Source organism: Glacieibacterium frigidum (assembly GCF_007097155.1).
GTDB lineage: Bacteria > Pseudomonadota > Alphaproteobacteria > Sphingomonadales > Sphingomonadaceae > Glacieibacterium > Glacieibacterium frigidum.
Map to the genome: position 1 here is coordinate 535,730 of NZ_VJWA01000001.1, position 18,750 is coordinate 554,479.

The 18,750-nt window shown below is 69.4% G+C and carries 11 protein-coding genes; 8 read left to right on the plus strand and 3 right to left on the minus strand.

What is annotated here, in order from left to right; genetic code table 11:
• The first annotated feature begins 63 nt into the window (after window positions 1-63).
• The 4 genes from FMM06_RS02630 to msrA all read left to right on the plus strand — a co-directional run bounded on the left by FMM06_RS02630 (window position 64) and on the right by msrA (window position 4,813).
• A complete protein-coding gene (locus tag FMM06_RS02630; RefSeq protein WP_143554660.1) occupies window positions 64-1,452 on the plus strand; it encodes a vanadium-dependent haloperoxidase in 1,389 nt (462 codons plus the stop codon).
• 87 nt (window positions 1,453-1,539) lie between these two features.
• Window positions 1,540-3,588 (plus strand): 3-hydroxyacyl-CoA dehydrogenase NAD-binding domain-containing protein, encoded by a 2,049-nt coding sequence (locus FMM06_RS02635; RefSeq protein WP_207790268.1) that lies wholly within the window; start codon window positions 1,540-1,542, stop codon window positions 3,586-3,588.
• Window positions 3,589-3,630: 42 nt separating this feature from the next.
• Window positions 3,631-4,134, plus strand: coding sequence for a peptide-methionine (R)-S-oxide reductase MsrB (gene msrB / locus FMM06_RS02640; protein ID WP_143554662.1), 504 nt, complete (start codon window positions 3,631-3,633; stop codon window positions 4,132-4,134).
• Between the two features lie 13 nt (window positions 4,135-4,147).
• Window positions 4,148-4,813 (plus strand): peptide-methionine (S)-S-oxide reductase MsrA, encoded by a 666-nt coding sequence (msrA, locus tag FMM06_RS02645; RefSeq protein ID WP_143554663.1) that lies wholly within the window; start codon window positions 4,148-4,150, stop codon window positions 4,811-4,813.
• Here the strand turns inward: msrA and FMM06_RS02650 are convergent.
• The 3 genes from FMM06_RS02650 to FMM06_RS02660 all read right to left on the minus strand — a co-directional run bounded on the left by FMM06_RS02650 (window position 4,801) and on the right by FMM06_RS02660 (window position 7,276).
• Window positions 4,801-5,352 carry a PEPxxWA-CTERM sorting domain-containing protein gene (locus FMM06_RS02650; RefSeq protein ID WP_143554664.1) on the minus strand — a complete coding sequence of 184 codons (552 nt, stop codon included), beginning with the start codon at window positions 5,350-5,352 and terminating at the stop codon, window positions 4,801-4,803. The two genes, msrA and FMM06_RS02650, sit on opposite strands and share 13 nt — an antisense overlap.
• Before the next feature lie 65 nt (window positions 5,353-5,417).
• Window positions 5,418-6,338 carry an alpha/beta fold hydrolase gene (locus FMM06_RS02655; RefSeq protein WP_143554665.1) on the minus strand — a complete coding sequence of 307 codons (921 nt, stop codon included), beginning with the start codon at window positions 6,336-6,338 and terminating at the stop codon, window positions 5,418-5,420.
• 32 nt (window positions 6,339-6,370) lie between these two features.
• Window positions 6,371-7,276 carry a crotonase/enoyl-CoA hydratase family protein gene (locus FMM06_RS02660; RefSeq protein ID WP_143554666.1) on the minus strand — a complete coding sequence of 302 codons (906 nt, stop codon included), beginning with the start codon at window positions 7,274-7,276 and terminating at the stop codon, window positions 6,371-6,373.
• 146 nt (window positions 7,277-7,422) lie between these two features.
• Between FMM06_RS02660 and lov the strand changes: the two genes are divergently transcribed.
• From lov to FMM06_RS02680, 4 genes are all read left to right on the plus strand, one after another.
• A complete protein-coding gene (gene lov / locus FMM06_RS02665) occupies window positions 7,423-8,469 on the plus strand; it encodes a blue-light-activated histidine kinase (RefSeq protein ID WP_235889033.1) in 1,047 nt (348 codons plus the stop codon).
• Window positions 8,470-8,603: 134 nt separating this feature from the next.
• A complete protein-coding gene (locus tag FMM06_RS02670; RefSeq protein ID WP_143554667.1) occupies window positions 8,604-13,958 on the plus strand; it encodes an AMP-binding protein in 5,355 nt (1,784 codons plus the stop codon).
• A 133-nt stretch (window positions 13,959-14,091) separates the two neighbouring features.
• Window positions 14,092-17,709: an SDR family oxidoreductase gene (locus tag FMM06_RS02675; protein ID WP_235889035.1), complete on the plus strand. Its 3,618-nt coding sequence runs from the start codon at window positions 14,092-14,094 to the stop codon at window positions 17,707-17,709.
• On the plus strand, window positions 17,706-18,725 hold the full coding sequence (locus FMM06_RS02680) for a hypothetical protein (protein WP_143554669.1): 1,020 nt from the start codon (window positions 17,706-17,708) through the stop codon (window positions 18,723-18,725). Before FMM06_RS02675 ends, FMM06_RS02680 begins: the two co-directional genes overlap by 4 nt.
• Window positions 18,726-18,750: the final 25 nt, after the last annotated feature.

Genomic DNA, 18,750 nt, shown 5'->3' on the forward strand with positions numbered 1-18,750 from the left:
TAGTGTTGCCGGGCCGGTGCAGCACAAGAGCCTTGTCAAACCTTAAACAAAAGGAATCCGGCCATGAATCCCGTACTCTATTGGAACGACGTGCTGCTCGAAGCTTCACGCCGCGACTTCACCCGCGGCTTCAACAATGCCCAGCAACCCGGGCCGATCCGCACCGCGCGCGCCATGGCGATCGTCCATATCGCGCTCCACGACGTCATCGCCTTCCGCACCGGCAACGGCGCGTCGGCCTATCTTAACAAGAAGGGCGTCGCGCACGGGGTCGTCGCCCCCAACGGCGGCAGCTTCGACGGTCAGATGGCGGGTGCCGCGATGACGACGCTGAAGGCGCTGTATCCGAATTTCACGCAGTTCTTCGACGACTCGCTGGGCGCGGTGAACGCCGGCGATTTCGCCTATGGTGTCGCGGTTGGCAACGCCGTGCTCGCGCATCGTGCGAACGATGGTTCGAACACGATGCTGACCCGCGGCCAGCCGAGCAGCCCCGCCTATGGCCAGCACCGCGCCGACCCGTTTCAGCCGGGCCAGAGCCAGCTCGGCCCGGTCTGGGGCAATGTGACGCGCTTCCTCGGCGCGGCGCACAAGCCGCTCGCTGACTTTCCCGGACGCGGCACGCCCGACTATCTGGCGAACGCCGACTACCGCGCCGATTTCGACGAGGTTCGCGACCTCGGCGCGGTCGGACGCGGCGCGCGGACGGCCGAGCAGCAGCGTATTGGCGTGTATTGGGGCTATGACGGCGCCAACAATCTCGGCGTCCCGCCGCGCCTCTACAACCAGATCGCGCGCCGCGTCGCCGCGGACCGTAACCTGATCCTGGCGCAGACGGCCGAGCTGTTTGCGATCGTCAACGTCGCGATGGCCGATGCCGGCATCGATGCGTGGCACTACAAATACACCAACGACCTGTGGCGGCCGGTGGTCGGCGTCCGGCAGGAAGACGCGACCGAGGGCGGCGATCCGTTCTGGGCGCCGCTCGGTGCGCCGCAGACCAATGTCCCGGGGCGGTCGACCTTCACGCCGAACTTCCCGGCCTATCCGTCGGGGCACGCGACCTTCGGCGCGGCGCTGTTCCAGGCGCTGCGCCTGACGCTCAAGACCGCGCCCGCGCCAATCAGCGTCGCCGATGTGCTCGCGGTCGAGAGCGGCGGCGCGGCGGCGGTCGCTGGCGAGACCTTCAACTTCGTCTCCGACGAGCTCGACGGCATCGCGAGCGACCCTGACGGCTCGGTCCGCACCAAGGTCGACAAGCAGTTCACCAGCTTTGCCGAGGCGGTGTGGGAGAACTCGGTCAGCCGCATCTACCTCGGCGTCCACTGGCGCTTCGACGGCATCCCGCGCGACGCGGCGCAGAATGTCGGCGGTGTGCCGCTGGGCCTGGCGATCGGGCAGGAGGCGCACAGCTTCTTCAACACGTTGCCGTCGCTGGCTGGCTCCGCCTGAGCGTACGGGGCGGCGGGTCTGGCCCGCCGCCCCGTTTCGCGTCTAAGGTCTCCCGAACAAATCCTGGGGAGAGCGACGATGGCAGCGATGAGCGCGGTGGTGGACCTGAGCGTCGATGGCGATATCGGCGTGCTGACGATCAATTCGCCGCCGGTCAACGCGCTGTCGGCCGCCGTGCGCGACGGGCTCGCGGCGGGCGTCGCAGCCGCCGTCGCCGACCCGGCGGTCAAGGCGATCGTGCTGCACTGCGCGGGCCGCACCTTCATCGCGGGGGCCGACATCAGCGAGTTCGGCGGTGCGATGAAGGGCGCCAGTCTGCCTGCTGTGCAGGCGGCGATGGAGGACTGCCCCAAGCCGATCATTGCGGCGATCCACGGCACCGCGCTCGGCGGCGGGCTCGAGGTCGCGCTGACCTGCCACTACCGCGTCGCGGTTCCCTCGGCGAAGCTCGGCCTGCCCGAGGTTAAGCTGGGCCTGCTGCCGGGTGCCGGCGGCACGCAGCGGCTGCCACGCCTCGTCGGTCCGGAACAGGCGCTCAAGATGGTGACCAGCGGCACGCCGATCTCGGCCAAGGCGGCGCTCGCCAGCGGCCTGATCGACGAGATCGCGCCGGAGGACGGGCTGCTCGAAGCTGCCAAGGCGTTCGCGCGGCGGCCGAATCTGGCGCTCGTCAAGGTGCGCGACAAGCAGGACAAGGTCGAGGCGGCACGCGCCACGGCGCCCGAGATGTTCGCGCAGTTCCGCAAGGACAATGCCCGCGCGATGCGCGGCTTCGAGGCGCCCGAGGCCAATATCAAGTGCATCGAGGCGGCGGTGAATCTGTCCTTCGACGAGGGGATGAAGGTCGAGCGCGACCTGTTCGTGCCGCTAATGATGGGGCTGCAGTCGAAGGCGCAGCGCTACGTGTTTTTCGCCGAGCGTCAGGCCAACAAGGTCGAGGGGCTGCCCGCCGACGCCGCACCGCTGACGATCGGCTCGGTCGGCATCATCGGTGCGGGCACGATGGGCGGCGGGATCGCGATGAATTTCCTGAACGCCGGCGTGCCGGTGACGATCGTCGAGATGAAGCAGGAGGCGCTCGACCGCGGCGTCGCGACGATTCGCAAGAACTACGAGAACACAGCCGCCAAGGGCCGCATGACGGCCGCCGACGTCGAGGCGCGCATGGGCCTGCTGACCCCGACGCTCGACATGGAGGAACTGTCCGCCGCCGACCTGGTGATCGAGGCGGTGTTCGAGACGATGGAGATCAAGCGCGACGTCTTTGGCAAGCTCGACCGCATCGCGAAGCCCGGCGCGATCCTGGCGTCAAACACCAGCTATCTGAACGTCGACGAGATTGCCGACGTGACCTCGCGGCCCGGCAGCGTGCTGGGGCTGCACTTCTTTTCGCCCGCCAACGTCATGCGGCTGCTCGAGGTCGTGCGCGGCGCCAAGACCGAGCCTGCGGTGCTCGCGACGGCGATGGCGACCGCCAAGAAGATCGGCAAGGTCGCGGTCGTCGCGGGCGTCTGCCACGGCTTCATCGGCAACCGGATGCTGAGCAGCCGCCAGGCGGAGGCGATGAAGCTGATCGTCGAGGGCGCGACGCCCGAGCAGGTCGACCGCGTGCTGTACGACTTCGGCTGGCCGATGGGACCGTTCCAGATGTCGGACCTGGCGGGGCTCGACATCGGCTGGTCGGCGGAAAAGTCGAAGGGCGAGACGATCCGCGACCGCCTGTGCGAGGCGGGGCTGCGCGGCCAGAAGAACGGCCGCGGCTTCTACGACTATGACGCGCAGCGCAACCGCACGCCGAGCCCGGTCGCGACGCAGATCATCCTCGATTACGCCGCCGAGAAGGGTGTCAACCGGCGCGAGGTCGGCGACGAGGAAATCCTCGAACGCTGCCTCTACCCGATGGTCAACGAGGGCGCGCTGATCCTGGCGGAGGGCATGGCGCAGCGCGCCAGCGACATCGATATCGTCTGGATCAACGGCTATGGCTGGCCGGTCTATCGCGGCGGGCCGATGTTCTGGGCCGACTCGGTCGGGCTGGCGAAGGTCGCCGAGCGGCTGACCCACTATGGCTACGAGGTCGCCCCGCTGCTCGCGCGGCTGGCGGCGGAGGAGAAATCATTCACCGGGCAGTTCTGACGCAGGTGTAACCGGGGAGGGCATGCTTACGTATCTCGGTACATGATCCATGCTCTCTCCCGCCGCGACGCACTGACCTTCGGCGGTCTCGCGCTCGCCCTGCCGCTCGCCCTCAAGCTCGACGGCCCCGCCGTCGCGAAGATCGCGACGAAGTTCGAGGTGACGCTGACGCCTGCGCAATGGAAGGCGCGGCTGAGCGACGACGCCTATGCCGTGCTGCGCGAGGAGGGCACCGAGCGTCCGGGCTCCTCGCCGCTCGACCGCGAAAAGCGCCGCGGCATCTTCAGCTGCGCCGGCTGCAAGCTGCCGCTGTTCAGCAGCACGACCAAGTTCGACAGCGGTACCGGCTGGCCGAGTTTCTACGCGCCGCTCACGAATGCCGTCGGCACGACGACCGACCGGACGCTGATGATGACGCGGATCGAGGTGCACTGCCGCCGCTGTGGCGGGCATCTGGGCCATGTCTTCGACGACGGCCCGCCGCCGACGGGCAAGCGCTACTGCATGAACGGCGTCGCGATGACTTTCGCGCCCGCCAAGGCCTGATGGAGTGAAGAAAATGCGCATTTTGCCGTTGCTGCCGATCGTCGGCGTTGCCGCCGTCACCTTTGCCGTTCTGCAGCCGACGCAGGCCGCCGAGAGCGTCCGCCTCGTCCCCGCCGCGAAGATAGACGCGCCGCGCGCTGCCAAGCCCGCGACCGCCACCGCCGTGCTGGCGGGCGGTTGCTTCTGGGGCCTCGAGGGCGTTTTCGAGCGTGTGAACGGCGTCAAGGACGTCGTCTCGGGCTATGCCGGCGGCCGTGCCGCGACCGCGCAGTACGAACTGATCGGCACCGGTATGACCGGCCATGCCGAGGCGGTGCGCATCACCTACGACCCGTCGAAGATCAGCTATGGCCAGCTGCTCCGCATCTATTTCTCGGTCGGTACCAATCCGACGCAGCTCAACCGCCAGGGTCCGGACACGGGCAGCCAGTACCGCGGCACGATCTTCGCGCAGAACGCCGACCAGGCGCGCATTGCCAAGGCGTACATCGCGCAGCTGAAGCCGAGCTTCGGGCGTCCGATCGTCACGACGATCGAGATGGGCAAGCCCTTCTACGCGGCGGAGGCGTACCACCAGGACTTCATGCGCCGTAATCCCAACCACGGGTACATCGTCGTCAACGATGCGCCCAAGGTCGCGGCGCTGAAGCAGCTGTTCCCGGGCGTCTATCGCGGCTGAAGCAGGCCTGAGCGGCGCATCGCCGCGCCGACGAGGCCGAAGCCGGTGATCAGCAGCGCCCAGCTCGCGGGCTCTGGCGCGGTCGAAGCGATGATCGCCGTGCCGGTACGCGGCGCGGTGACATTGCCGCCGGGGCCGAAGAACAGCACGGTCTCGCTCGGCGCCTGGCCGAGGCAGGTGACGGCCGATGCGGCGCCGTCGAGGCAATAGGCGCCGCGCCCGAAAAACAGCATCGCGAAAAAGCCGTCGCTGGCGAAATCGAAGGTCAGGTGCCGGTCGCTTGCCGACAGGCCACCGCCCGAAAGTTGGGGCGCCTGATCGGCATAGGCGACCGAGGTGGTGCGCGACGGGCTGGTCAGCGTCACGAAGAAGTCGGTGATGTTCGCTTCGGTCAGGACGCCAAAGCTGCCGTCGGTGGTGATCGAGATCGTCGCGGTGTTGACCCCGACGGTACGCGTGCCGGTGTAGACCAGCGCTGCGGCCGGCATCGCCAGCGTCGCGACCAGCGCCGCCATCGTCAAACGCAAAACTATCGTCATGCCCGTATCTCCACCCTGTTGCAGGCGGCGAAGTTAACGAGCCGTAACGACTTCGCATACTGGCATTAGGTAGTGGGCCAGCCCGCGAACAGACCGCGCAGTGCGGTGACGAAGGCCAGCGGCTGGTCGACCATGACGTGGTGCTCGGCGCCGGGGATGCCGATCGCGGGGCTCGTGGCGGGGAGCGTTTCGCGCATCGCCGCGACGCGGTCGGGCTGCATCAGCGCCGACGCCTCGCCCCAGATCAGCGCGACCGGGCACTGGGGGCTGCGCAGCAGATCGCGCGCGTCGCCGATCCGGAAGCGGCTCCACAGATAGGGGTCGAACGCCCAGGTCCAGCCGCCTTCGACCTCGACCAGCGAGCGCCGCGCGATGTCGTCGGCGATGAACGGGTTGTCGCAACCCTGCTGCGGCGCGAAGCGGAAGCGCGCCAGCGCCTCGGCCAGCGTCGGATAGATGCGGTGCGGGCGCAGCGTCGCGTTGGGCGGCCGGCTGCCCTCTTCGCCGGGGGCGCGGAACGGCGTGTCGACGATCACCGCCGCCGCCAGCTCGGCACCGCGGACGGACGCCGCCGCCATCATCGGGAAGCCCCCGAAGCTGTGCGCGACGACCCGCGGCGGACCCGCCTCGTCCAGCCCTGCCGCGGCGATGATCGCGAACATCTCGCGGACGAAATTCTCGACCCCGTATGCGTCGCGGTGGTCGCTGCCGCCCATGCCCGACCACGACAGCGCGGCGACGCGGTAGTCGGCGGCGAAGAACGGCGCGATGAAGCGCCACCAGCCGGCGTGCGCGCCGTTGCCGTGCAGGAACAACAGGCCGGGCTTGCCGCGCTGCCCCCAGGTCAGCATCTCGATGCCCGCACCGTCGACCTCGACGCGTCCGACCTCGGGGGCGTCGGCGATGGCGGCGCTGAACCACGCGGGCGCGGGCGGCACTGCGCCATGGTATTCCGCCAGCGGCGCGCGCGTATCCTGTTCAGCCATGGCAGCGCTCGTCGCGCAGGTTGACGTTCGCGTCAACTATACTTCGCGGCGTCCCACCACGGGTAGAAGTCGGGCATCCCTTCGCTGACCGTTTCCGGGAACACCGCCGGGCGCTTCTCGAGGAACGATACGACCCCCTCGCGCGCGTCGCCCGAGCGGCCGCGGCTGTAGATCGCGCGGCTGTCGATGCGGTGTGCGTCCATCGGCGACGCCGCGCCCAGCATCCGCCACATCATCTGGCGGGTCAGCGCAACCGACACGGGCGCGGTGTTGTCGGCGATCTCGCGCGCCATCGCGTACGCCGTGTCGAGCAGCGCGTCGGCGGGCACGACATGACCGACCAGCCCGCCCGCAAACGCCTCGTCGGCGCCGAAGACTCGGCCCGAGAAGCACCATTCGAGCGCCTGCGCGATGCCGACGATGCGCGGCAGGAACCACGACGATGCGGCCTCGGGCACGATGCCCCGGCGCGCGAAGACGAAGCCGAACTTCGCGTCCTCGCTGGCGATGCGGATGTCCATCGCCAGCTGCATCGTCGCGCCGATGCCGACCGCCGGGCCGTTGATCGCGCCGATTACCGGCTTCAGTGATTCGAAGATGCGCAGCGTCACGCGCCCGCCGCCGTCGCGCACCGCGTCGTGGCTGTAATCGATGCTGCCGTCCTCGCGCACCGGCGAGGCGCCACGCGGATTGTCGGGGCGGTTGTCGTAGTCGAAGGTCTTGGCGCCCTCGCTCAGGTCGGCCCCGGCGCAGAAGGCGCGGCCCTCGCCGGTCACCACAACCGCGCGCACCGCGTCGTCGGCATCGCTCAGATCGAACGCGGCGATCAGCTCGGCCATCATCGTGCCGGTGAAGGCGTTGAGCTTGGCCGGGCGGTCCAGGGTGATCGTCGCGATGCCGTCGGCGACGGCGTAACGGATCTGCGTGAAGTCGGTCATGCGGCGGGTCCTCGGTGTGTCGGGCACAGCCTATCGCGACGCAGCCGCCCAAGCAAAATCGCAGGCGGGCGGCACCGATCCCGCTACCGAGTGTTCCTTAACGCGAACGCCCCGTACGCTAACGCACGTTAAGTTTGGAGTTTTGTGTGGATCCGGAAGTCCCCAGCGCGGCGCGTCTGACGCCCGATGCCGCTGCGGCCTCGTCGCCGCAGGGGCTCGCGGACCGTCGTGCGCTGGCGCTGATCGCGGTCGAGCGCACGCTGATGCCGATGGTGGTCACCGACCCGCGCCAGGCGGAGAATCCGATCGTGCTCGCCAACAAGGCGTTCCTGACACTGACCGGCTATTCCGCCGACGAGGTCATCGGCCGCAACTGCCGTTTCCTGCAGGGGCCCGACACCGACCAGGAAGCACTCGACGAGATCCGCGCCGCGATCCGGACGCCGCGCGAATGCTGCGTCGACATCGTCAACTACCGCAAGGACGGTGTCCGCTTCGTCAACGAGCTGCAGATCAGCCCGATTCACGACGACGACGGGCAGCTGCTGTATTTCTTCGCGTCGCAGATGGACGTGACGCTGCGCCGCCAGGCCGCCGACCTGCTCGCGGCCGAGCATGCGCTGCTGCGCGAGGTCGACCACCGCGCCAAGAACGCGCTGGCGCTGGTGCAGGGCATCGTGCGGCTCAGCAACGCGTCCGACGCCGCCCGCTATGCAGCGGCCGTGCAGGGGCGTGTCGATGCGCTTGCGGCGGCGCACGGCCTGCTCGCCGAAGGTCATTGGCGGACGGTGCCACTCGACCGGCTGATCCGCAACGTCGTCGAGCAACACGGGCTGCGCCGGATCAGCATCGTCGGGCCGGCAATGGAGATCGACGCCGGGCAGGTGCAGCCGCTGGCGCTGGTCTTCCACGAGATCGCGACCAATGCCGCGCGCTTCGGCTCGCTGTCGGTCGACGACGGGCAGCTGGCGATCAGCTGGCAGCAGGACCCGCAGCGCGTCGCGGTGACGCTCGCCGAGAGTGGCGGCCCGCCGCCCGCGCCGCAGCGCAAGCCGGGTTTCGGCCTGACGATGATCGACGCGATCGTGCGGCGTCAGTTGGGCGGCGAGGTCGACTACGACTGGGCGCCGCAGGGCCTCAGCGCGCGCATCCATATCCCGCCGACCATCGCCCGGCACGGCCCGCAAGCCTGATCCGGCCGCCTGCTTGCGGTTCGCCAGCGCTGCGATAGACTGGCCCCAATCGCGCCCAACGGCAATAATATTGCTTTACGAGGCGGGCAACAGCAATTAGCTTGCTGTGAGGGGTAATTGAATTGGCGAATAGCGTGGATGTGAGTCAGAGCGGCGGCAGCGTCGCGCGCAGTAATCCGGTCATCGATCGTGCCGCGTGGGACGCCGCGCGCGCCGCGTGCGTCGCCGATCCGGGCGCCTTCCACGGCGACATCGCAGCGCGCACGCTGCACTGGCTGGTCGACGGCACGTGGCTGATGCGCGAGGGTGGCGGCTGGAGCGGCTGGGACGCCGTCACCGGTGCTGCGGTGCACCGCGACCTGGGCGCCGACTTCGCACCCTGGGCGACCGCCTTCGACGATAGCGCCGCCCCGCACTACCGCTGGTTCGCGGGCGCGCAGACCAACGCCGCGTTCAACGAGGTCGACCGCCACGTTCTTAGCGGCAACGGCGCCGAGGCCGCGATGATCTTCGAGGGCGACCGCTGGGACATGGCGGCGAACGCCGGGCGCGGCGGCCCGGTCGACGTCTTCCCGGTGTCGCGTCGCGAACTGCTGCTGGAAAGCGCAAAGTGCGCGCTGGCGCTGAAAGCTTTAGGCCTGAAGCAAGGCGACACGATCGCGCTCAACCTGCCGTCGATCGTGCCGCAGATCTTCTGGACCGAAGGCGCCAAGCGCGCCGGTATCGTCTACACGCCGGTGTTCGGCGGGTTCAGCGACAAGACGCTGAGCGACCGTATCCACGACGCCGGGGCGCGCGTCGTCGTCACTGCCGACGGCGGCTACCGCAACGCCCAGGTCATCCCGTTCAAGACCGCCTACACCGACCCCGCGCTCGACAACTTCGTGGCGGCCGAGGTCGCGGTGCGCATCGTCGGCGAGCGGCTAGCGACGCTCGACCTGTCGGCCGAGGATGCCGCGACGATCCGCGATACGGTCGCGACCGCGCTGAAGGGCGAGGTCACTGTCGAGCGCAGCGACGTCATGCGCGGTGTCGGCCGCGCGCTCGCGACGCTCGGGTTGGGCGCCGCCGAAGCCGCGACGGTGCGCATCGCGCTCGCCGAGGGCCTCGTCGACTCGCCGCCGCGCGTCGACGCGGTGATCGTCGTGAAGCATGTCGCGACGCCCGATCTCGTGTGGCGCTCGCGCGACCGCTGGAGCCACGCGCTGACCGATGCCGCCGAGGCCGAACTGCTCGCCGCCGCAGGGTTGACCCGCGCCGAGCTCGACGCGCTAGACGATACCGCCTTCGCCGCGGCGATCTGGAAGTCGTGCCCGCCGCTGCCGGTCGACGCCGAATTCCCGCTGTTCGTGATCTACACGAGCGGCTCGACGGGCAAGCCGAAGGGCGTCGTCCACGTCCATGGCGGCTATCTGTCGGGCATCGCGCACAGCATGAAGGTGGCGTTCGACGCGGTGCCCGGCGACGTCATGTATGTCGTCGCCGATCCCGGCTGGATCACCGGGCAGAGCTACATGATCGCCGCCGCGCTCGCGACGCGCGTCACGACGATCATCACCGAGGGCGCGCCGGTCTTCCCGCACGCCGGGCGCTTCGCGTCGATCATCGAGCGCCACGGCGTGACGATCTTCAAGGCGGGCGCGACCTTCCTGAAGTCGGTGATGAGCGACCCGCAGAACCTGCGCGACCTGCGCGCGTGGGACATGAAGGGCCTGCGCGTCGCGACCTTCTGCGCCGAGCCGGTGTCGCCCAGCGTGCAGGAATTCGCGATGCGCGAGATTACGCCGCGCTACATCAACTCCTACTGGGCGACCGAGCACGGCGGCATCGCCTGGACGCACTTCCACGGCAACGACGATTTCCCGCTCCGCCCCGATGCGCACACCTATGCGCTGCCGTGGATTCGCGGCGAAGTCCGCGTCGCCGAGGACGAGGCCCCGACCGAGGCCAAGTGGCGCCAGGCGGCACCCGGCGAGAAGGGCGAGATCGTCATCGCCGCGCCCTATCCTTATCTCGCCCGCACCGTTTGGGGCGACGCCGCGAACGTCGGCCAGCCGGGCTGGCGCGGCGACGCCGACCGCTGGGCGCAGTCGTACTGGACGCGCTGGTCGGGCGGCTTCGCGTACACGCAGGGCGATTTCGCCATGCAGCACGACGACGGCTCGTTCTCGCTGCACGGGCGCTCGGACGACGTCATCAACGTCAGCGGCCACCGCATGGGGACCGAGGAGATCGAGGGCGCGATCCTGCGCGACAAGGCGCTCGACCCCAATTCGCCCGTCGGCAACGTGCTGGTCGTCGGCGCCCCCGACGCGACCAAGGGCCTGACCCCGCTCGCCTTCATCGTGCCGACGCCGGGCCGCAAGATCGGCCAGCACGACCGCACCCGCCTGACCGAGCTGGTGCGGTCGGAGAAGGGCGCCACCGCGGTGCCCGCCGACTATCTGGAGGTCTCGGCCTTCCCCGAGACACGGTCGGGCAAGTATGTCCGCCGCATGGTCCGCGCCCTCGTCGAGGGCGGCGAGCTGGGCGACACTTCGACGCTGCGCAATCCCGAGAGCCTCGACGAGCTGCGCACCGTTATCGAGACGTGGCAGCGCCGCCAGCACCTCAGCGAGACGCAGCAGCTATTCGAGCGCTACCGCTACTTCAAGATCCAGTACAACAATGTCGGACCGGGCAAGAAGGTCGCGACGGTGACGATCACCAACCCGCCAGTCAACGCCCTCAACGAGCGCGCGCTCGACGAGCTCAACATCGTCGTCGATCATTTGTCGCACCGCGACGACGTAATCGCGGTGGTGTTCACCGGCGAAGGCACCGCGAGCTTCGTCGCGGGCGCCGACATCCGCCAGTTCCTCGACGAAATCCACGACGAGGACGAGGCGCGCGTCCTGCCCAACAACGCGCAGCTGGCGTTCAACAAGATCGAGGCGATGGACAAGCCGTGCATTGCGGCGATCCAGGGCGTCGCGCTCGGCGGCGGCATGGAGTTCGCGCTGGCGTGCCACTACCGCATCGCCGAACCGCACGCGCGCTTCGGGCAGCCTGAGATCCGCCTGCGATTGATCCCGGGGTACGGCGGCACGCAGCGGCTGCCGCGGCTGCTCGCGGAAAAGCGCGGCGGTGCCGGGCTAATCGAGGCGCTCGAACTGATCCTCGGCGGGCGCAGCATCGATGCCGATCAGGCCGATGCGATCGGGCTGATCGACGCGCGCGCGGACGGGACGAGCGACGCGCTGTCGCTGGCGCATGCCGCGGTCCGCGACTTCGCGCATCGAGGTCTCGAAAGCGCGCTCGGCGTGGCGTTCGCCGACCGGCGGGCGATTACCGCGCAATGGGCGACGGCGGGTGCCCTCGACCTCGACACGGCGCTGGAGGACGAGTTCATCCATCGCACGCTGCGTCAGCTCGATTGGGCTGGCCGCGGCGAGGCGGGGCGGCGTGCGATCGACGCGGTCCGCACCGGCTGGACGCAGGGCATTGCCGCCGGGCTGGCGCGCGAGGCCGATCACTTCGCAGCCGCCGTTGTCGACCCGCAGGGCGGCAAGACCGGCATCCGCCAGTTCATCGACAAGACCAGCCCGCCGCTGCCGGTGCGGCGCGACTCCGACCAGCTGAGCCATTCGGGCAGCGCCGACGCGCTGCCCGTCGGCGCGCCCTTCTTCCCCGGCGTCACCCCGCTCCCGACCGTCCAGCATGCCTTCGGCATCGCACGCAGCCTCGACACCGGCGAGCCCGGTTTCGGCCCGCCCGCGACGCACGAGAAGGAAATGCTGGTCCCCGTCGACCAGCCCGAGGCCAACGATGCGCTCGTCTACATGCTGACCTCGGAGGTGAACTTCAACGACATCTGGGCGCTGACGGGCATTCCCGTGTCGCCGTTCGACGGGCACGAGAACGACTATCAGACCACGGGTTCGGGCGGTGTCGGGCTGATCGCGGCGCTGGGGTCGGAGGCGCGCGCCGAGGGGCGGCTGAAGGTCGGCGACCTGGTCGCGGTCTATTCGGGCACCAACGACCTGCTGTCCCCACAGGTCGGGCGCGACCCGATGTTCGCCGACTTCGCGATCCAGGGTTACGAGACCGAGACCGGCAGCCATGCGCAGTTCCTGATCACCCAGGCGCCGCAGCTCCACCATGTTCCCGCCGACCTGACGCTCGAGGCGGCGGGGTCGTACATCCTCAACCTCGGCACCGTCGTCCGCGCATTGTTCACGACGCTCGAAATCGAGCCCGGCAAGCGCCTGTTCGTCGAGGGCTCGGCGACCGGCACCGGGCACGACGCGCTCAAGACCAGCATTCGCACCGGGCTGCACGTTACCGGTCTCGTCTCCTCGCCCGAACGCGCGGCTTTCGTGAAGAGCGTCGGCGCGGTCGGCGCGCTCCACCGCACCGATGCGCGCTTCAAGGCGGCGTTCACGGCAGTGCCCGAGGACCCTGCCGAATGGGCGGCGTGGGAGGCGGCGGGCCAGCCGCTGCTCGACGAATATCGCGCGATCAACGACGGTGAGCTGGCGGACTATGCCGTCAGCCACGCCGGCGAGACGGCGTTCCCGCGCACCTTCCAGCTGCTCGGCGAGGGCGGCATCCTCGCCTTCTACGGCGCGTCGTCGGGGTACCACTTCACCTTCGTCGGCAAGCCGGGCGCGAGCGATGCGACGACCATGCTGCGCCGCGCACGCCTGCGTGGCGGCGAGGCGGTGCTGCTGTTCTACGGCCCCCGCAGCCGCGCGCTCGCCGACCCGACGGGTCTCGAAATGATCGAGGCTGCGCGCGCCGCCAAGGCGCGCACCGTGGTGGTCACCACCACCGACGGCCAGCGCGAATTCCTCCAGTCGCTAGGGTTCGAGGATGCCATCGCCGGCACCGTCAGTCTCGAGGACCTGAAGCGCCGCCAGGGCGACAATTTCGAATGGCCCGACGCGATGCCGCGCCTGACCCCGGCGCGCGACGACATCGAGACCTTCCGCGCAGAGGTCCGCGACTATCAGGAAAAGACCCTCAAGCCCTTCGGCGCCGCGGTCGGCCGGCTGCTGCGTTCGCCCGACAATCCGCGCGGGAGCCCCGACCTGATCATCGAGCGGGCAGGGCAGGACACGCTCGGGGCGTCGACCGCGCTGGTCAAGCCGTTCACGGGCCGCGTCGTCTATGCCGAGGACTGCGCCGGGCGCCGCTTCAGCTTCTACGCGCCGCAAGTCTGGACCCGCCAGCGCCGCATCCTGATGCCGACTGCCGAGATCCGCGGCACCCACCTCTGCAACGCGTACGAAGTCACGCGGATGAACGACATGATCGCCGCCGGCCTGCTCGACGTGACGCCGCCGACGGTGGTGCCATGGGAGGGGCTGCCCGAAGCGCACCAGTCGATGTGGGAGAACCGCCACTCGGGCGCGACCTACGTGGTCAATCACGCGCTGCCGGCGCTGGGGCTGCGCAGCAAGGACGCGCTGCTCGAAGGCTGGGCGGCACAGGAAGCGGCCAAGTGAGCGCTGCAGTTTTTGATCGTCATGCTGGCGAACGCCAGCACCTACTGCCGTCCATGGTCGGTACTGCGCGTCGCGCTCGACCATGGGTGCTGGCGTTCGCCAGCATGACGAAGCGTTTGAAGAGGGTGTCGCGATGACCAACCGCCTGTCAGGCAAGATCGCCCTCGTCACGGGGGCCGCGGGCAACCTCGGCGGCGAGATCGTGCGCGCCTATCTGCGCGAGGGCGCGACCGTCGTGCTGACGGGTCGTACCCGCGAGCGGGTCGAGGCCGCCGCTGCTGCCGCGTGCGCCGAGGCGGGCGTTCCCGAGACGAGCGTGATGAGCGTCGTCCTCGACGGCGGCGACCCGGACTCGGTGCGCGCTGCCGTAGCCGAGGTCGTGGCAGTGCACGGGCGCATCGACATCCTCGTCAACAACGCCGGGTCCGCCGGACCCAAGGCGCCGCTCGGCCGCCTGCCGCTGACCGAGGATGAGCTGGCGAACGGCGATACCGAGACCGTCGCGCAGGCCGCGCGCAGCCTGCTCGGCGTCGCGTGGAACCTGATCCGCGCCGCCGCCCCCGCGCTCGCGCCTGGCGCATCAGTGGTCAACGTCTCGACGATCTTCAGCCGCACCGAATATTATGCGCGCACCGCGTACGTGGTGCCCAAGGCGGCGATGAACGCCCTGTCGCGCGCCGTCGCGCAGGAGCTGGGCGCGCGCGGCATCCGCGTCAACCTGCTCTTTCCCGGCCCGATCGAGAGCCAGCGCATCCGCACGGTCTTCGCCGCGATGGACAAGTTGCAGGGCAAGGCCGCGGGCGCCACCGCCGACCAGTTCACCGGCATCATGGCCCTCAACCGCGACGCCGCCGCGCCCGACAAGCCGCTGCCGACCCCGCAGGATATCGCCGCGACCTGCGTCTTCCTAGGCAGCGACGAGTCGCAAGCGCTGTCGGGCCAGGATTTCGAGGTCACCAACGGCATGAACGTGCCGAAGGAATCGCGGTCGACGTACATGTCGCGTCCGACGATGCGCTCGATCGACGGCGCGGGGCTCGGCGTGCTCGTCGCGGCGGGCGACCAGCTCGACGAGGCGATCGAGATCGCACGCGTCCAGGCGGCGTGCGGGGCGGCGGTGCTGCTCGGCTTCGGCAGCGAGGCGGGCGTCGTCATGGCGCGCCAGCGGCTCGAGTCCGACCCGCCGGTGGGGCGTGTCGCGCTGGCGCTGTTCGACCGCGCCGACCCGGCCGCGATGGATGCGGCGCTGACCGAGTTCACCGCCAGCGACGGTGAACTGACGGGCGCGATAATCATGCCCGATTTCGCCACCGACTATTTCACCGGTCCCTTGAGCGAAGCGAGCGACGAACAGGTTGCCAGCTTCATCGACGGTGAGCTGACCGGCGCCATCGCCATCGCACGCACCCTGACGCGCTATTGGGGCGTGCACGACAGCCTGGTCCATGACCCGCGCTTCGTCTTCGTCACCAACGGCAGCGACGGCGCGGGCGATGCGTGGAACGCCTTGCTGTCGGCGGCGATCGAGCAGCTGATCCGCGTCTGGCGCGACGAGAGCGCGGTCGATGTCGAGTTCGGGCGGCGGCGCCAGGCCGAGTGGGGCAACCAGATCGTCCGCTACGCCAATGCCGAGCCCGAGAATATCCGCTTCGCCGCCGGCCAGGCGGCGCGCATCCTGCTGAAGGAGCGGCGCATCACGCCGGTCAGCCTGCACCTGCCGCCGTCGATTGGCGAGGCGACCGGCGCCCGCAAGGCGATGGTCGGGTTCGCGGAGAACATCACCGGCCTCCACCTCGGCAAGGTCGCGCTGATCACCGGCGGCTCGGCGGGCATCGGCGGGCAGGTCGCGCGCCTGCTCGCGCTGGCGGGCGCCAAGGTCATGCTGGTGGCGCGTCGCGAAAGCGAGCTGCAGGCGATGCGCGCGCGGATCGTCGGCGAGCTCGAGGATGTCGGCTTCTCCGGCGTCGAGCGCCGCGTGCGGACGATCTCGAACATCGACGTTAGCGACCATGCGAGCCTGAAGGGCTGCGTCGACCAGACGATCGCGGCTTTCGGGCGGATCGATTATTTGATCAACAACGCCGGCATTTCGGGCGCCGAGGAAATGGTCGTCGACATGGACCTCGCGTCCTTCCGCCGTACCCTCGATGCCAATCTGATTTCCAACTATGTGCTGGCCAGCCACGTCGTGCCCCTGATGAAGGCGCAGGGGTCGGGCTATATTCTCAACGTCTCCAGCTATTTCGGCGGCGAGAAGTATCTGGCCGTCGCCTACCCGAACCGCGCCGATTACGCCGTGTCCAAGTCGGGCCAGCGCGCGATGGTCGAGGCGATGGCGCGCTACCTCGGCCCCGAGATCCAGATCAACGCGATCGCGCCCGGCCCCGTCGACGGCGACCGGCTCGGCGGCACCGGCGGCAAGCCCGGGCTGTTCGAGCGGCGCGGGCGGCTGATCCTCGAGAACAAGCGCCTCAACGCCGTCCACGCCGCGTGCGTCAAGGCCGTGCGCAACGGCAAGCGGATCGAGGCCGTGCTCGGGCGCCTGTCGCGCAACGACACGGTGCGCATCGCGCACGACACCGACAACCCGCGCGAGCTGCGCGACCTCGCGCTCGCGTGCGCGCAGGAGGGCGACGACAGCTCGACGTGGGACCGTTTCCTGCTGACCCGCGGCATCGCGGCGCGGCTGGTCAAGCGGCTGCGGCTGGGCGGCTATTTCACCGACGCTGCCGCCTGGGCGACGCGGCCCGATACCGAGGAAGCAAACGGCGGCTGGCTGCTGCGCGTGCCCCCCGATGACAAGCCGTGGCTGCCGGCGAAGAAGATCGCCAGCGAGGCCGCGAAGGTCGGCAGCGGCGTGACCTCGCTCCTCAACCTCGGCCGCATGCCGACCGAGGGCGAGGTCGCGCAGGCGACCGTGTTCTTCCTCGCCGACCGTGCGGTCAGCGGCGAGACCTTCATGCCTTCGGGCGGCCTCAGCCTCGAACGCTCAACGACCGAACGCGAGCTGTTCGGCAGCCCCAAGCAGGAGCGTCTCGACCGCATGCGCGGCAAGACCGTGTGGGTCGTCGGCGAGCATCTCGTCGACTATCTCGTCGGCGTGACGCAGGCGTTCGCCGACTGCGAGGTCGCGCGCATCGTGCTGATGACGAAGACCGGGGAGGGCGGCGCGGCGCTCGTCGCGGCGCTGGAGGAAACCACGGCCGCGGTCGAGACTCTCGTCTGCGGCGACGACCTGGAAGCGCAGTTCGACGCCGCGCTCGCTAAGTGGGGCACCCCGACGACGATCGTCTCGACCCCCTTCACGCCGCTGCCCGACCGGCTGTTCGGCGAAGATGTGCTGACCCCGGACGAGTTCGCGGCCGTCTGCGAGGATAATCTGACCCATCACTTCCGGGTCGCGCGCAAGGCGTCGCTATACGACCATTGCCAGCTCGTGCTGGTGTCGCCCGACGTCGAGATGGGCACCACCGGCCCGGCGTTTGCGTTGGCGAACTTCGTCAAGACCGCCCTTCACGCCTTCACGGCGACGCTGGCGGTGGAGAACGAGCGCCTCGTCCACGACGTGCCGGTCAACCAGATCAACCTGACCCGCCGCGTCCGATCGGAGGAGCCGCGCAATCTCGACGAGCATCTGGAAGAGGTGAAGCGCTTCGCCCGCGCCGTGCTGCTCGCCGGCGCACCGCTCCCCGATGCCGAGGACAGCCGCTACCGCGCGCGCATCTATCGCGGCATGTCGATGACGGTGTGATCCGGCTCCTCGCGGCCCTTTGGCTGGCCTGCGCTGCCGCAGCGAACGCGCAGATCAGCGTCGGCAGCGGCGACGGGCCACGCGGCTGGGTCGACGCGGCCGACGGCCCGCGGCTGGCGGCAGCCGATATCGCGCTGCCGCGCACGCTGGCAGGGTTCCAGCTGCAACGCCGGGAGCTGTTCGCCGGCCAGCAGTTCGACGGCTTTGCCAATTACAACGACGGCTCCGGCAGCTTCGTCACGGTCTATATCTACCAGCCCTCGCGCATCGAGCCGCGCCTCAACTGGCTGGCGGTCAGGCAGTCGATGGCGGCGCGCTTCGGCGATGGCACGGTTTCAGGGGTCGAGCAGCGGCTGACGGTTCCGCGCGGCGAGCTGGTGCTCGTGCAGCAGCCGGGCAAGATGGACGCTACCCCGGTCAGCGAACTGGTTGCGCTCGCGGTCACCAGCCACGGCTGGATCATCAAGATCCGCGTCACGTCGGTCGGCGACGCTGCCAGGACACAGGAGATCGCGCGCGCCGCCGCGACGGCACTGGTCCTGCCGGCGAAGGTCACGCTGGTCCCCATCGCCACGGGGGGCTTTCCCGACTGCTCGGTCCGCGTCGTCGCCGCGCCGCCGGTCGACGTGCCGCGCGGTTCGGCCGAGGACGAAACCGCCAGTGACTTGATGGCGGCGCTGACGCTCGCAACCGTGTCGGTCACGGTGAAGGAGCCCGACCGTTGCCGCCTGCCGACGGTAAAGACGGCGTTCGGGGTGTTCGTGCCTTATCGGTCGCGCGCCGCGACCGGCCCCGTCGACTACATCGCGACGATCGGCGACAGCGGCACGACTGCCGGGCTCCGCGCTGATTTGTCGCGTCCGGGCGTGACCAGCCTGTCATTCGATACCGCCGACGCGCACACGGTCTTCAAGCGCGTCCGCGGCGACGTCGATGACGCTGATTTCATGGCCTTTCTCGCGGCCTTGCCCGACATGTTCGACGCGCCGCCGCTGTCGGTGGTGAAGCGCCGCTGACCCGAAATCTGCTATCGATTCGCCG

Excerpts from the sequence above, each read along its gene's own strand:
- FMM06_RS02655 (WP_143554665.1), bottom strand. The coding sequence starts at position 6,338 with ATGGCTGAACAGGATACGCGCGCGCCGCTGGCGGAATACCATGGCGCA.
- FMM06_RS02635 (WP_207790268.1), top strand. The coding sequence starts at position 1,540 with ATGAGCGCGGTGGTGGACCTGAGCGTCGATGGCGATATCGGCGTGCTG.
- FMM06_RS02630 (WP_143554660.1), top strand. The coding sequence starts at position 64 with ATGAATCCCGTACTCTATTGGAACGACGTGCTGCTCGAAGCTTCACGC.
- FMM06_RS02650 (WP_143554664.1), bottom strand. The coding sequence starts at position 5,352 with ATGACGATAGTTTTGCGTTTGACGATGGCGGCGCTGGTCGCGACGCTG.
- msrB (WP_143554662.1), top strand. The coding sequence starts at position 3,631 with ATGATCCATGCTCTCTCCCGCCGCGACGCACTGACCTTCGGCGGTCTC.
- FMM06_RS02660 (WP_143554666.1), bottom strand. The coding sequence starts at position 7,276 with ATGACCGACTTCACGCAGATCCGTTACGCCGTCGCCGACGGCATCGCG.
- FMM06_RS02675 (WP_235889035.1), top strand. The coding sequence starts at position 14,092 with ATGACCAACCGCCTGTCAGGCAAGATCGCCCTCGTCACGGGGGCCGCG.
- msrA (WP_143554663.1), top strand. The coding sequence starts at position 4,148 with ATGCGCATTTTGCCGTTGCTGCCGATCGTCGGCGTTGCCGCCGTCACC.